We start from the raw sequence: 13704 nt of genomic DNA, 5'->3' as shown, positions 1-13704 counted from the left end.
CTATGCCTCTCTTGTTGTTGGTGGACGGTTCGTCCTATCTCTACCGCGCCTTCCATGCCCTGCCCGACCTGCGCAACAAGGCCGGCGAACCGACGGGGGCGATCTACGGTGTTTTGAACATGCTACGTCGTCTGGAAAGCGACTACAAGGCAGACTACAAGGCCGTCGTCTTCGACGCCAAGGGCAAAACCTTCCGCGACGACTGGTTCCCAGAATACAAAGCGCACCGCCCACCGATGCCGCCCGAGATGGTCGGCCAGATCGAACCGCTGCATGCGGCGATCCGCGCCGCCGGCTGGCCGCTGCTGATGGTCGACGGCGTCGAGGCCGACGACGTGATCGGCACGCTGGCCGAAAAAGCCACGGTCGACGGCATCGAAACGCTGATTTCCACCGGCGACAAGGATTTGACGCAACTGGTCAATCCGCTGACCCGCTGGTACAACACGATGAGCAACGAGTTGCTCGACGAAGCCGGCGTCGAAGCCAAATTCGGCGTGCCACCGGCACTGATCATCGACTACCTGACACTGGTCGGCGACACCGTCGACGGCGTACCCGGCGTCGCCAAATGCGGCCCGAAGACCGCCGTCAAATGGCTGACCCAGTACGGCTCGCTCGATGCCATCGTCGCCAATGCCGACAAGATCACCGGCGTAGTCGGCCAGAACCTGCGCGACCACCTCGATTTCCTGCCGCTAGGCAAGAAGCTTGTCACCGTCGTGCGCGACCTGCCGGATTTACCGGCACCGAGCGCGTTGACCGCAACAGAACGCGACAGCGACACGCTGCGCACACTGTACGAGCGCTACGAATTCCGCACCTGGCGCCGCGAACTCGATGTGCCGGCCGCTGAAAACGTCGCCACAGAAACGAGTACGACCGCCGCCCCGGAAACCGCCACACCACCGACCGCGCCGAGCGAAGTCCGCTACGAAACCGTACTCGATTGGGCGACTTTCGATACCTGGCTGAAAAAGATCGAAAACGCGCCGTTGACCGCAGTAGACACCGAAACCACCAGCCTCGACAGCTTCGCGGCGCGCATTGTCGGCGTCTCGCTGTCGGTCGAGGCGGGCGAGGCCTGCTACATCCCGCTCGCCCACAATGGCCCCGGCGTCGTCGAACAGTTGCCGCGCGACGAGGTGCTGGCCAAGCTGAAACCCTGGCTGGAAGCCGTCGACCGCAAGAAAGTGCTGCAGAACGCCAAATACGACCAGCACATCTTCGCCAACCACGGCATCCGCCTTGCCGGCGTCGCCCACGACACCATGCTGCAAAGCTACGTCATCGAGTCCGACAAGGGCCACGATCTCGGCCAGTTGTGTACGCGCCACCTCGGCCTCGAAACCATCGCCTACGAAGACCTGTGCGGCAAGGGCGCCAAGCAGATCAGTTTCGACCAGGTCGACCTCGAACGTGCCGCCACCTACGCCGCCGAAGACGCCGACGTGACGCTGCGCGTGCATGACGTGCTGCACCCGCAATTCGCCAGCGAACCCGGTTTGAGCCGCATCTACCACGACATCGAACTACCGGCCCGCCAGGTCATCTGGCAGATGGAGCGCACCGGCATCCTGATCGACGGCGACACGCTGGCCCGGCAAAGCCACGAAATCGGCCAGAAGATCATGGCGCTGGAAACCCAGGCCTTTGAGCTGGCCGGCCAGCCGTTCAACCTGGCCTCGCCGAAACAACTGGGCGAAATCCTGTTCGGCAAGCTCGGCCTGCCGGTGAAGAAGAAAACAGCCTCCGGCGGCCCGTCGACCGACGAAGAAGTGCTGTCCGAACTGGCGCTCGACTACCCGCTGCCCAAGCTGCTGCTCGAACACCGTTCGCTGTCCAAGCTGAAGGGCACCTACACCGACAAGTTGCCGCGCATGATCAACCCGGAAACCGGCCGCGTGCACACGCACTTCTCGCAGGCTTCAGTGGTCACCGGCCGGCTCGCTTCCAGCGAACCCAACCTGCAGAACATCCCGGTGCGCACCGAGGAAGGGCGGAAGATCCGCACCGCTTTCATCGCCCCGGAAGGCAGCAGCATCGTCTCGGCCGACTATTCGCAAATCGAGCTGCGCATCATGGCGCACCTCTCCGGCGACGAGCGCCTGCTCGAAGCCTTTGCCCACGGCGAGGATGTGCACCGCGCCACCGCCGGCGAGATTTTCGGCGTCACGCCACTGGAGGTCGGGCCGGACCAGCGGCGCGTCGCCAAGAGCATCAACTTCGGCCTGATCTACGGCATGAGCGCCTTCGGCCTGGCGCGCCAGCTCGGGCTGGAACGTAGCGCAGCAGACATTTACATCAAGCGCTATTTCGAGCGTTACCCCGGCGTCGCCCGCTACATGGAAGAAGCACGCAATACGGTGCGCGAGCACGGCTACGTCGAAACCGTCTTCGGCCGCAGGCTATGGCTGCCGGAAATCCGTTCGAGCAACGGCAACCGCCGCCAGGCCGCCGAACGCGCCGCGATCAACGCACCGATGCAGGGCACCGCCGCCGACCTGATCAAACTGGCGATGATTGCCGTGCAGGACTGGCTGGAAAAATCCGGCGGCCGGACCAAGCTGGTGCTGCAGGTGCATGACGAACTGGTGCTGGAAGTACCGGACAGCGAACTGATCGAAGTTCGCACCCATCTGCCGCGCCTGATGACGCAGGTGGCGCAGATGAAGGTGCCGCTGGTGGTTGAAGTCGGCGTCGGGCCGAACTGGGAAGCCGCGCACTGAGCGCGCTTTTCAGCGAAATATCACGGTCGACCAGCCATGATCAGCGAAGCATCCGGAAAGCCGCGCTGGTCCCCGGCGGCACCACGGCAATCGGCTCGAAAGCGTAGCTGCCTGCCGCGGCAAGCCTGACCGCGTCGGTGACCAGCACCTCGCCGGCTTTGGCAATATCCTCGCCCAGTTTTGCCGCTGCGTTGACCTCGCTCCCGTAAACATCGCGGTCGCCGATCCGCAACAAGCGACCAAAACCCAGACCGACGCACAAGCCGATGCGTTCTTCCGCTTCCCGCCCGACGCTGTAAGCCTCGCAGACGCGCTGCATGGCGTCGGCACATTCGATCGCCTTGCCGATATTGCGGAAGATGATCAGCAGGCTGTCGCCCTCGACCTTCAGCAGTATGCCGTCGTGGGCGTCGATGCATGGCGTCAGCAAACGCTGCGACTCGTAGATCAGCTGCAGGAAATGAATGATCCCGAACGACGCGACACCGCTGGAAAAGCCGGCCAGGTCGGTAAACATCACCGCCCATTCCTCGCCGAACAAATCCCAGATACGGGCGTCGATCATGCCCTTGTCGGCACCGGGCGCCAGCCGCTCGGCAATCAGTTTCTCGATCCGGTCCTCGGATGCACTGAGGCCGACGTTGCGCGTATAAGCCATGTCCCCCCCGGGAAGTCCTGCCTGTCTGATGGCTAATGATGCACGAATCCGGCCGCGTGCGAAAAGTGGAACCGATGCCAACAAAATTAGCTATTGGTCAAAAACCGCCTTCATGCCACCAGGCGCAAAAGTTTAGGCTCGTTGCGCAAGAGGATGCACCATTTCGCCACAGCCGAAAGTTCAGCTTCCGACTTGGTAAGGCAGACAATCTCTCGAGCAGTTCCCTTTAAGCGCTCACGTGCTGCCGCAGAAGTTCCTGCATCTGACAAAGCCAGCAGATATTTGTTGATTAGCTTTGTGGTGTTCTGCCAAACCTTCCGGCGCTCTTCTGCCAACGCTTGGTGCTCGGTCAGTTTCAGGCGCTCCACGGTGCGCCTTACCCGCACTTCTTCCCAACGCGCTATGCCAGGTGCGGGAACTGCTTTCCCCTCCTCATCGAAAGCCAGCAGGGTGACGTCATAGGCATTCGTCGGGTCGAGAAAGTGTGGAACTTCATCCCCTTCGCAACGACGGGTAAACGTCGAACACTGGGAACCATATCGGAGCGGAAACCAAGCGCCCTTCTTTCGATTGGGTACGGTGCCGGCGATACGGAAGTTTGTGTAATCAAAAGCCAGCCACCAATAGCCGTCGCGCTCTGGTCCCTTGATGTTGCGAGCAGCCTTTTTGGGGCGGAAGTGTTCAACATCCAGATGTGATGCAATGTCCCGAGCTTCGGTGAACCAGCACTTTCCTCCAGACAGCGCTAGCAACCAAGGTTTCAGTTTCCCCCAATGGCCGCCGTGTTTGTCGATCAGCTCATTGCGCTCTTTTATTTTCCCTGCTGCATGGAGCTTTGCAAGCTCTGCAACTAGGCGCGCCGCCTCAGCTAACCATGCATCCCAATCGGCTTGTGACCAGCGAATCTCGGCAGGCAGATCTGCGTCGGTAGGCAGTTTGCTTTCAAGGTCAATGAAGATCACTTGCCTGCCTCTTCGCGCAAGATTTCGTCGATGATGGAGTCTGCAATAGCGTCCTGCTCGACTTGCTCCTCGGGCGTGAGCACGGGTTTGCGAAAGCGCCGGTGTTGCGCCATCTTGCGCACGAACAGCGCGTAATCCGGGTCACGGAAGTCGGCATTGGAAAAACCCAGATCGGCCAGATCGGTAGACAGGCGGCTCAACTCGGCGTCTTCCGCGGGCGTGCGCGGCGATTTCACGAACAACTCATTACGGCGGAACAAGCGGCGTTCGGTTTCGATGTCCAGCGTGGATGAGAGGCCGAACAGCTCGCTCTTGAGCAAACCGGTCACCCCCATGCCCTGCGGATGTTCGTCAGGCACATCGACCACCGTGCGCCCACCATCGCGGCGCAGGATATGGACCTGCTCGCGCTTGAGGCTGCCCACCATCATCGGGTCGTGGGTGGTGATTAAGACTTGGGACTGCACTTGATAGGTGCTTGAACTAAGAACCAAGCGCCCTGACAGGGTGGAGTCAGATGGTTGTTCCAATACGCCTTCAATATCGTCGAAATAGCGCAGCTTCCAGATCGGGTTCAGGTGGGTGTCCGGCTCATCGAGCAGGAACAGGCAGTGGTCTTCGCGGGTGATGCGCATCAGGCCCAGCACGGTGAGCATCTGCAGCTCGCCTTCGGAGAGCTGGGTAAAGCTCACCTTGCCGCCGTGCTCATCACGCTTCTTGACGGTGATGCGTACTTCGTCGATCAGGTCGCCGATATAAGCGCCCTCGGCGTAGCGGAAAAAGCTGTCGGTGCCGCCGACCAGCTCGCCCAGTTGCTTGAGCTTGTCCTGGCTGGGCACGAACAGATACAGCTGCTTCTGTTTCTCGCTGCGGCCACGGAAGTCGATCTGCTTGGTTGCCTCCTGCTCAATCGGGGCCCAGGCCACTTGCCAGAGCTTGTCGAGGAATTCGCTGACCACATTGCCGCGCGCATACCAGAAGCGCGGGTCGCCTTCGTTCAGCTCCTGTTCGTCGAACTTGCCGCCACGGCGCTTTTCACGCAGGCGGTGCGGTTCTTTCAATACGAACAACGCGGATTCCAAAGATTCGATGTGCAGATTCCTGAGCACTTTCTGAAACACCGGATCGTCGGACAGCAGGCAAGCCAGCAGCACCAACTGGCTGTGGCCACCCCGGCAATAGAACAGACGGCGCAGGCGGTCATCGCCCGCTTGCTTCTGCTTCGACTCGCGGCGGCGTTTAGCTTCTTCGACGGCGCGAATATCCGCCTCGGAACCGGTAAAGTTTTCCAGTAGCTGTTCGGACAGCACCTCGTCGGTGGTGATCTCCTGGCGCTGATTGAAACGGCGCTGGTGCTCCTGAAACAAGGCCTCGATGCGCTCGTTGCGGCCCGAGTAATAAGCAAAGATGTGCGCGGGCAGCAGCTCGCGGTTTTTCAGCAGATGGCCCTGCGACTCGGCCTTGCCATCCACCCACACAAAGGGGCGCTTCTGCTTGGCGGTATCTGCCTCAATGCGTACCGTGTGGCCACGAATGCCGTATTCCAGCGTGTAATCGAAGGCCGCTTCGCGGTCCAAATCCACGTCGCGGAATATGGTGATCAGCGCTTCGATCAGGTTGGACTTGCCGGTACCGTTCTGACCGATCAGCGCGTGGCTGCGGATGGGTTTCGGCTTCGCATCCGCCGGCGTGCCGACTGCGGGCGGCAAGTGCGACTCGAAGCTGATGTCGAGATCGCGTAGGTTGCGGAAGGCCGGGATACGGATGCGCAGTAGCTGCATATCAGGCGCTCACCGTTTCGGCTGGCTTTTCGCGCATTTCGGCGGGCGCCGGTTCCAGAATCCAGCCGTGCGCCACCTCGGTTTTCAGTTGCGCGTAAAACGCGTCGATCTCGCCGCCGAAGCGCTGCCACAAATCCTTGGCGCTCATTTCGCCGTGGTGCCGGGCCAGAATCGTGGACAGCGGCGCCTGGGCCTTGATGTCGGGGGCGGCGCCCAGGCGCAGCGGGGCGACCAATTCGGTTTGCGGGGCTTTCATGGGTTCCTCTTCTTGTTCGATGGCGATGCCGGTGAGGCTGGAAACGGTCGCCGCTGCGGCTTGCTCCGCCAAACGGTGACTCTTTCGAAGACGCTCGCTGTAAACGTCGACGACCTTCATGAATGCTTCAATCTTTGTCAGTATTCGCTGCTGCTCTTCAATTGGCGGCAGAGGAATAGTGATTGAGCGAAGCTTGTCTTGCGAGATGTTCATCTGACTATCTGCCATCCCGGATTTCAATCGCTCAACAATGCGACCGGGCTCACCCGCGGATAAGCAAAGAGCAACAAAACGAGGATTGATGAGATCGTCAACAATATGAAACCGGATTAACTTGTCCGAGATCATCAACCTCGGCGGGGCAGCATCAACTACACAGCAAATTCCTACGCGATTCTTTGGGCCAGCGCGAGTGATCAAAATATCACCGACTTCGATCTGATATTGGGGGCGAGGATCAAGTGAAGCTGGCAGTTCCTTGTGCTCGTGCGGAAGAAAACGTAGAACTTGTACGGCAGTTGTTTTCAATACGCCCCATTTATTTTCGTCATCGCGAGCACTGGGTAAACATGCTGGACTCCAGCCTGCATCGATCGTGGAAATCGCCTCATCCAATGTGATGGATGCCCAATGGGCAGGCAAAGTCGTTTCCACCAGTTCCTCTGGCTTAACGTGTTTCTTTCGAAAGAAAGAACCGTCTGCGATCCCCCGCTCCTTGGCGGCCAGAATCTTCCCTTTCAAGACCGAAGCTGGCTCATCAAGCTCATCGAGATTACTCAGATAGCCCGATACGGCGAGATCAAGAACAGCCTTGCGCAAGTCATCGACATCGTCCTGCCCATGAAACAGCCGCCCGAAGTTGTCGGCCAGGCGTGCCCAGGTGGTTTGCAGTTCGTGCGGGCTGGTGGCGTTGGCGACGGCTTGCAGGGTGGACTGGCGCAGCTTGTTTTGCAGTTCGCGACGGGCCTGCTGCTGTGCTTCCAGCGTGTCGCACAAGGCCATCAACTCATCGAGTTTGGCGACGATGCGGGATTGTTCTTCGCTGGGTGGAAGTCCGATGCATGTTGCAACAATCTTTTCCTTGGAGATATTCGGCTGCGCGCCACCCGCGCCGAGCCCAATGAAATAGTTCTTCATCGCCCGCAGCGTTAAAAGCAAGAAGCGATTATTCAAACCATTGTGTGGCGTGCATGCACACACAGCTTGGTTCGTGGTGCTCTTAACACCAACAATCGAAGTTTGACCAATATTGGCGCCATACATAGCGATCAGCACGTCGCCCGGAATATTCAAGCGCAATGAGCATTCTTTTAATGCGAGCTCAGATACAAACTCTTCTGAACTCGTGATGTAATCTGCCTTCAATTCGCCGGACTTGAACCAAGGAATTGTCCCGCCGTAATAACTTGAATTTCTGCGCGAAGGCGTTGAACCTGCTCCCCAATCGCCCAGCTCGCCAAGTTCAACAAAAACCCAATTTGGTGGCATATCACCATCGGCATACAACTGTTTCGAATTAACTTTCTTGGAAGCTCTACCGCGTTTTTTTGGATTACCAACTGACGCATACTGCCGCATCCTCGCAAGTAACTCCTTTGCGCACTCATCTGTAGCATTCTGTTCAACGAGCTTACCCGTTACAGCCAAGTGCAAGACCAATTCCCGCAATCGCTCGATTCCCCCTGGCGCGTTGGCAATATGCCCAAACTCCGCCAAAAATTGCTGCGCATCCATCAGGCATCGTCTCCACGATTTTCCAGCCGGGCGCGTGAGCGGGCTATGGCTTCATGCAGTTTGGCTTGCAGCACTTCCCTGGGGGGCAGGCTGGTGAGGTATTCGGCGACGTGGATGCCGCTGGCGTCCAGTTCCAGCAGTTCGACCTGCTCCTGCTTTTTGCCACTGCACAGGATGATGCCCAAGGGCGGCGCTTCTCCGGGTTCTTGCTCGTATTTCGCCAGCCAGCGCAGGTAAAGCTCCATCTGGCCCTTGTCGGCTGCCTTGAAATCACCCAGTTTCAGCTCAATCGCCACCAGCCGTTTCAGACGGCGGTTGTAAAGCAGCAGGTCGATATAGAAATCGTCGTTGTCGATCTGGATGCGCTTTTGGCGAGAGACGAAGGTGAAGCCTGCGCCCAGTTCCAGCAGGAAGTTTTCCAGCTCGCGCAGGATGGCATCCTCCAGGTCTTTCTCCAGATAGCGGTCCTGCAGACCAAGGAAGTCCAGTATGTAGGGGTCTTTCAGTACCAAGGCTGGGGTGATGGTGCCGGTTTGGCGCAGGGTGGCCAGCTCTTGTTCCAGCAGTTGCTCGGGTTGCCTGGACAAGGCGGTGCGCTCGAAGAGCTGGGAGTCCAGCCGGTCTTGCAGGGTGCGGGTGCTCCAGCCTTCCTGCTGGCACATTTGCAGGTAGAAGTCGCGTTTGAGCGGGTCGTCGATGTAGATCAGGGTTTTGAGGTGCGTCCAGCTCAATTGTCTCCGCACTGCGGAGACAATTTCCTCCGAGGGAATGGCTTCGGCAAAGCGCAGCATGTGGCGCAGGTTTTTGGCGGAGAAGCCGCGTCCGTAGTCGGCTTCCAATTGTCTCGACAGTGCGGAGACAATCTGCTCGCCGTAGGTAGCGCGTTTGCTGCCCAGCACTTCGGTGCGAATACGGTGGCCGATGTGCCAATAAAGCATCGTCAGTGCACTGTTGACCGCAGCGGCTACTTGCCCTCGGCTTTGTTCGATCAGTTGGCGGATATCGCCCAGCAATTGCGGTCCGGCAGTCTCCGCTGCGACGGGCTTCATGCTTCGGCCTCCGGGCTGAAGTGATGTGCCAGTGCGGCGGCCAGTTCGCTTTTGAGTTGGTTTTCGGTTTCCTCGATTTCGCCCAGCAATTTTTTATATTTCTCCAGCAGCACCTCGGGGTCGTGGGTTTCTTCTTCCGGTGCGTTGGGGTTTTTGATGTCTAGATTGAAGATGGGCCAGTAGATGCGGTCACCCGCCGCTTGCGCATCACGGGCTTGCAAGTCGAGGCTGTCCGCCACGTCACGTAGGTGGGTCGCCGAGTTTTCCAGTAGCGCAATGATTTGTTGAGTGCTCTCACGCTCAATGGCCGATTGCAGTTCCTCTACCAGCACCGAGAGGTAAGCCTGTCCGTCTGCATCGGCTTTTTTGAGGTCGCCCTGCAAATCCGCCAATTGATCCTTCAGGTAGGCCGCCAATGCAGGATCATTGCGTCGCCCGGTCAGACTATCGGCCAAGTACTTTGCCTGACGACGCTTCAAACCGGCTTTAGCGCGCAACTGCTCGGCCTTGTCCAAATGCGGCTGCGCAGCAGCTTCAGCCTGTTCACGCTTGCTCTTGAAATCCACCTTCCAGGCGAATTCGTTTTCCACGCGGTCGGCAAAGTCGTTGGCCTCGGTGCCCCACCAGTCTTGCTCGGGTTTGAACTCTTCAAGGCGGATGGGCTTGGTTTTGGAATAGCTTTTGTAGCCGGCCGGGTAGGGATGTTCGTAGAACCAGATGGTGTCGGTGTGGAAGTGCTCGGTTCCGTCATCGACCGTGGCGCCCTTGGTGAAGAACAGCAGGTTGGTCTTGATGGTGGTATAGGGCGCGAATACGCCCTTGGGCAGGCGAATGATGGTGTGCAGCTTACAGTCGCGCAGCAGCAGTTTTTTCAGCACGCCCTTGATGCCGTCGCCAAACAAGAAACCATCGGGCAGCACCACGGCAGCGCGGCCGTTTTCTTTCAAGAGCTTCTTGATGATCAGCGCCATGAACATGTCGGCGGTTTCGCGGGTGCGCAGGTCGGCCGGGTAGTCGCTACCGACACCATCATCTTCGTAGCCGCCAAACGGCGGGTTGGTGATGATGCAATCGACCTTGTCGTTGGCGCTCCATTCGTTCCAGCCGATGCCCAGCGTGTTGCGGCGCTCGATCTGGCCGGGGTTGTCAATCTCATGCAGCAACATGTTGGTGGTGCACAGCAGGTGGGGAAGCTGCTTTTTTTCGATGCCGTGGATCAGCGCTTCAATGGCGCGTTTGTCTTCGGCGCTGGATTTGGTGGTGATCTGGTTGCGGAAGTGATCGATGGCGGCGGTCAGGAAGCCACCGGTGCCGCAGGCCGGGTCCATCACGGTTTCGCGCTGGTCCAGGCGCGGGTTGACTTGGGTTGCCATGAAGGCAGTGATGGCGCGCGGCGTGTAGAACTCGCCAGCATTGCCGGCGCCGCGCAGGTCGTTGAGCATCTGCTCGTAGACATCGCCCAGGCTGGCACGGGTTTTGAAGTCGTGGAAGTTGATGGCGTCTTCCAGCTTCTCGATCACGGCCAGCATCTGCGGGCCGGATTTCATGTAGTTGTTGGCGTCTTCAAAGACCTGCTTGATGACCTTGTGTTGTGGGCTTTGGCTGGCGTCGATCTGGTCTTTGAGGGCGGGGAACAGCTCGTTGTTGACGAAGCTGATCAGCTCGCTGCCGGCGATTTGCGGTTTCTTCTTGCCTTCGGCATCGGCCTTGTAGGCCGCCCAGTTGCGCCAGCGGTAGCGCTCAGGCAAGGGCGACTTGTAGGCGGTATTGTCGTCTTCCCATTCCTCCTCGCGCTGGTCGAAAACCTTGAGGAAGAGCATCCAGGTAAGTTGGCCGAGGCGTTGGGCATCGCCGTCGACGCCGTCGTCCTTGCGCATGATGTCCTGGATGGATTTGATGGTGCTGCTGAGATTCATCGTTGGATTCGCTTAATCGTGGGCCTGATGCGAATCAAGCCTGCTTTGGTTCGGGTATGTCGTAGAGCGCTTGTTCGAGCTCGTGCACCGCTTGGGTGTATTGCTCGAGGCTGCCGAAGATACCGCGCCGGATCTGGGTTTTGCTACCAAACTGATCAAACGGCGGCAGCTCCAGTACCTTGGCATCTTCAACATCCTGCACGCCGTGGTCGGCAAATTTGTCCAGCAGGGCTTCGAGGACTGCGCGGGCCTGCTCGCCGTACTTGCCGAACACATTGCGCTTCTTGACGTTGTTGGCGCGTTCACGGCGAGTGAGGGGCTTCTGGTCGAAAGCGACGTGGGCGACCAAGTCAAAGACATCCAGCTCACTGCCATTGGCAACGGCCTGCTGCAGGATGGTCAGTGGTACGCCGTGCTCAGCCAGCTCTTCCAGTACGGCCTGCTTTCGCTCGGCACTTTTCCAGCGGCGCAGGAAGTCGGTCATCGTGCCGAACTCGGCTTGCAGCGCCTTCTTGATGTCGTCCTTGAGCAGGACACGGTAGTCCTCGGTGATGAGTTTGCCGTCAGCATCAAGGTATTGCGAACGCTCGACGGCAACCCGCACGTTGACGTCGTCGATGACATATTTCACGCGACCTCCGCCGCCCGTGTTGCCGCCGGGCTGTGTCTCTTCGCCCCCTGTGGAGTCCGGACCATAGGGCGTGGGATCGGGTTCGCGTGTCCCGGGCACTTCGGTGATTTCCGGCGGCACCACGGGTTCGCCCGGTTTGGGCTCGTAGATCACCACCGGATCACCATCAAAATCCGGGTCAGCAAACAGGCGTGTGGCGCCTTTGAAATCCATGATGGTGAAGTACAGCTTCTGGTAGTCCTCACGCAGGCGGGTGCCACGGCCAATGATCTGTTTGAACTCGCTCATCGAGTTGATGTTCTGGTCAAGCACGATGAGCTTGCAGGTCTTGGCATCGACCCCGGTAGTGAGCAGCTTGGATGTCGTGGCGATGACCGGGTAAGGCTCGTCGTTGTCGATGAAATACGAAAGCTGTGCTTTGCCTTCGTTGTCGTCGCCGGTGATGCGCATCACGTAACGGCGATTGCTGGCGGCAGCCGGAATCAACTTGACCAGCTCTTGCCGCATGCGTTCGGCGTGATCCTGGTCGTCGCAAAAGACGATGGTCTTGGCCATCGGATCGATGGCCTTAAGGTATTCCCACACCTTGCTGGCAACGAGCCTGGTGCGTTTTTCCAGCACCAAATTGCGGTCGAAATCCTTGGTGTTGTATTGGCGTTGCTCAACCGTCTGACCGAGCTTGTCGACCTTGCCTTTTTCGGGCGTGTAGCCAACGGCATCGACATCGGTGGCGATGCGGATCACCTTGTACGGGGCGAGGAAACCGTCCTCGATACCTTGCTTGAGCGAGTAGGTGTAGACCGGGTCACCAAAGTAGGTGATGTTGCTGACTTCCTTGGTTTCCTTTGGCGTGGCGGTCAGGCCCAGATGGGTGGCGCTGCTGAAGTATTCGAGCACCTCACGCCAGGCCGAGTCTTCTGCCGCACTACCACGGTGACATTCATCGACGACGACAAGGTCAAAGAAGTCCGCCGGAAACTGCTTATAGATTTGCTTCCACTCTTCCTTGCCGGTGACCGCCTGATAAAGGGCAAGGTAGATCTCGTAGTTCTTCTTGATCTCGCGATTGGTGATCTTGTGCATCACCTCGCCAAAAGGAGCGAAGTCCTGCTGCATGGTCTGGTCTACGAGAATGTTGCGGTCAGCCAGAAACAGGATGCGTTTTTTGGCCTTGGCCTTCCACATGCGCCAGATGATCTGGAAGGCAGTGTAAGTTTTGCCGGTACCAGTAGCCATGACTAACAACACGCGCGGCTGGTTTTTGGCAATGGCTTCGACGGCACGATTGATGGCGACGCGCTGGTAGTAGCGGGGCTCTTTGCCACTGCCATCGGTGTAGAACGGTTGCTCGATCAGTTTGACGGCTTCGGGCGCGGCTAGACCTTTCCACTGCTGGTAGAGCGGCCAAAGATCATCGAATGAAGGAAACTCGCCAAGCTGGAGTTCGCGCTCGACGGGCTGGGTGATGCCGGTACGGTCATGAATCAGGAAGGCATCACCATTGCTGCTAATGGCGAAGGGAGCATCCAGCATTTCGGCATAGGCCAGCGCCTGCTGCATGCCATGCCCCACTGAAAACTTGGCCTGCTTGGCTTCAACAACGGCAATGGGCACGTTCGGTCTGGCGTAGAGCACAAAATCGGCCCGCTTGGGGCCGCCCTTGGCCTCGGGGTTCTTGACGCGAGCGGCGAGTTTGCCGCGCACCATGACACGACCATCGGTAAGTCTGACTTCCTCGCGAAACTGATGCTGCTGCCAACCCGCCTGCTGAATGGCAGGCGTAATGAACTTGGTGCAGATATCGCGCTCACTGAGTTGGTATTTATCCAAGCTTTACCCTCTTCCCTTCATCACATTCTATTTTCCTAAAATCAGCCGCAATCAAACATCAACAAACAAATTCAGAAGCACAGATTTACCCAGAATGTCATAAGTCTACAGGCAGACGGAACGGGAAGCATCTTCAGCATTTCATTACAGCTACTGCC

The 13704-nt window shown here is 58.6% G+C and carries 8 protein-coding genes; 1 reads left to right on the top strand and 7 read right to left on the bottom strand.

Going from position 1 to position 13704, the window contains the following annotated elements; all coding sequences use genetic code 11:
• The first annotated feature begins 2 nt into the window (after window positions 1–2).
• Complete coding sequence (polA, locus tag RCI20_RS03280; protein WP_306603115.1) at window positions 3–2729, top strand: DNA polymerase I; 2727 nt, start codon at window positions 3–5, stop codon at window positions 2727–2729.
• 40 nt (window positions 2730–2769) lie between these two features.
• Here polA and RCI20_RS03275 read toward each other — a convergent pair whose 3' ends face one another.
• From RCI20_RS03275 to hsdR, 7 genes are all read right to left on the bottom strand, one after another.
• Entirely contained in the window at window positions 2770–3387 is a 618-nt protein-coding gene (locus RCI20_RS03275) for an adenylate/guanylate cyclase domain-containing protein (protein ID WP_306603114.1), read from the bottom strand.
• A gap of 110 nt (window positions 3388–3497) precedes the next feature.
• Window positions 3498–4349: a hypothetical protein gene (locus RCI20_RS03270; protein WP_306603113.1), complete on the bottom strand. Its 852-nt coding sequence runs from the start codon at window positions 4347–4349 to the stop codon at window positions 3498–3500.
• Window positions 4346–6130 carry an AAA family ATPase gene (locus tag RCI20_RS03265; protein ID WP_306603112.1) on the bottom strand — a complete coding sequence of 595 codons (1785 nt, stop codon included), beginning with the start codon at window positions 6128–6130 and terminating at the stop codon, window positions 4346–4348. The genes RCI20_RS03270 and RCI20_RS03265 overlap by 4 nt, the downstream gene beginning before the upstream one ends.
• Window position 6131: 1 nt before the next feature.
• Entirely contained in the window at window positions 6132–8120 is a 1989-nt protein-coding gene (locus RCI20_RS03260; protein ID WP_306603111.1) for a restriction endonuclease subunit S, read from the bottom strand.
• A complete protein-coding gene (locus RCI20_RS03255; RefSeq protein WP_306603110.1) occupies window positions 8120–9169 on the bottom strand; it encodes a YhcG family protein in 1050 nt (349 codons plus the stop codon). Before RCI20_RS03255 ends, RCI20_RS03260 begins: the two co-directional genes overlap by 1 nt.
• A complete protein-coding gene (locus RCI20_RS03250; RefSeq protein WP_306603109.1) occupies window positions 9166–11085 on the bottom strand; it encodes an N-6 DNA methylase in 1920 nt (639 codons plus the stop codon). Before RCI20_RS03250 ends, RCI20_RS03255 begins: the two co-directional genes overlap by 4 nt.
• Window positions 11086–11119: 34 nt before the next feature.
• Entirely contained in the window at window positions 11120–13546 is a 2427-nt protein-coding gene (gene hsdR, locus RCI20_RS03245; protein WP_306603108.1) for an EcoAI/FtnUII family type I restriction enzme subunit R, read from the bottom strand.
• Window positions 13547–13704 lie beyond the last annotated feature (158 nt).

Origin of the sequence: Azonexus sp., assembly GCF_030824335.1 — a bacterium.
GTDB lineage: Bacteria > Pseudomonadota > Gammaproteobacteria > Burkholderiales > Rhodocyclaceae > Azonexus.
The sequence above is the reverse complement of the archived record's forward strand: the minus strand, read 5'-3'. Positions and strand labels throughout refer to the sequence as shown.

Coding starts and splice junctions, on each gene's coding strand:
- RCI20_RS03275 (WP_306603114.1), bottom strand. CDS start 3,387: ATGGCTTATACGCGCAACGTCGGCCTCAGTGCATCCGAGGACCGGATC.
- RCI20_RS03260 (WP_306603111.1), bottom strand. CDS start 8,120: ATGGATGCGCAGCAATTTTTGGCGGAGTTTGGGCATATTGCCAACGCG.
- RCI20_RS03265 (WP_306603112.1), bottom strand. CDS start 6,130: ATGCAGCTACTGCGCATCCGTATCCCGGCCTTCCGCAACCTACGCGAT.
- RCI20_RS03255 (WP_306603110.1), bottom strand. CDS start 9,169: ATGAAGCCCGTCGCAGCGGAGACTGCCGGACCGCAATTGCTGGGCGAT.
- polA (WP_306603115.1), top strand. CDS start 3: ATGCCTCTCTTGTTGTTGGTGGACGGTTCGTCCTATCTCTACCGCGCC.
- RCI20_RS03250 (WP_306603109.1), bottom strand. CDS start 11,085: ATGAATCTCAGCAGCACCATCAAATCCATCCAGGACATCATGCGCAAG.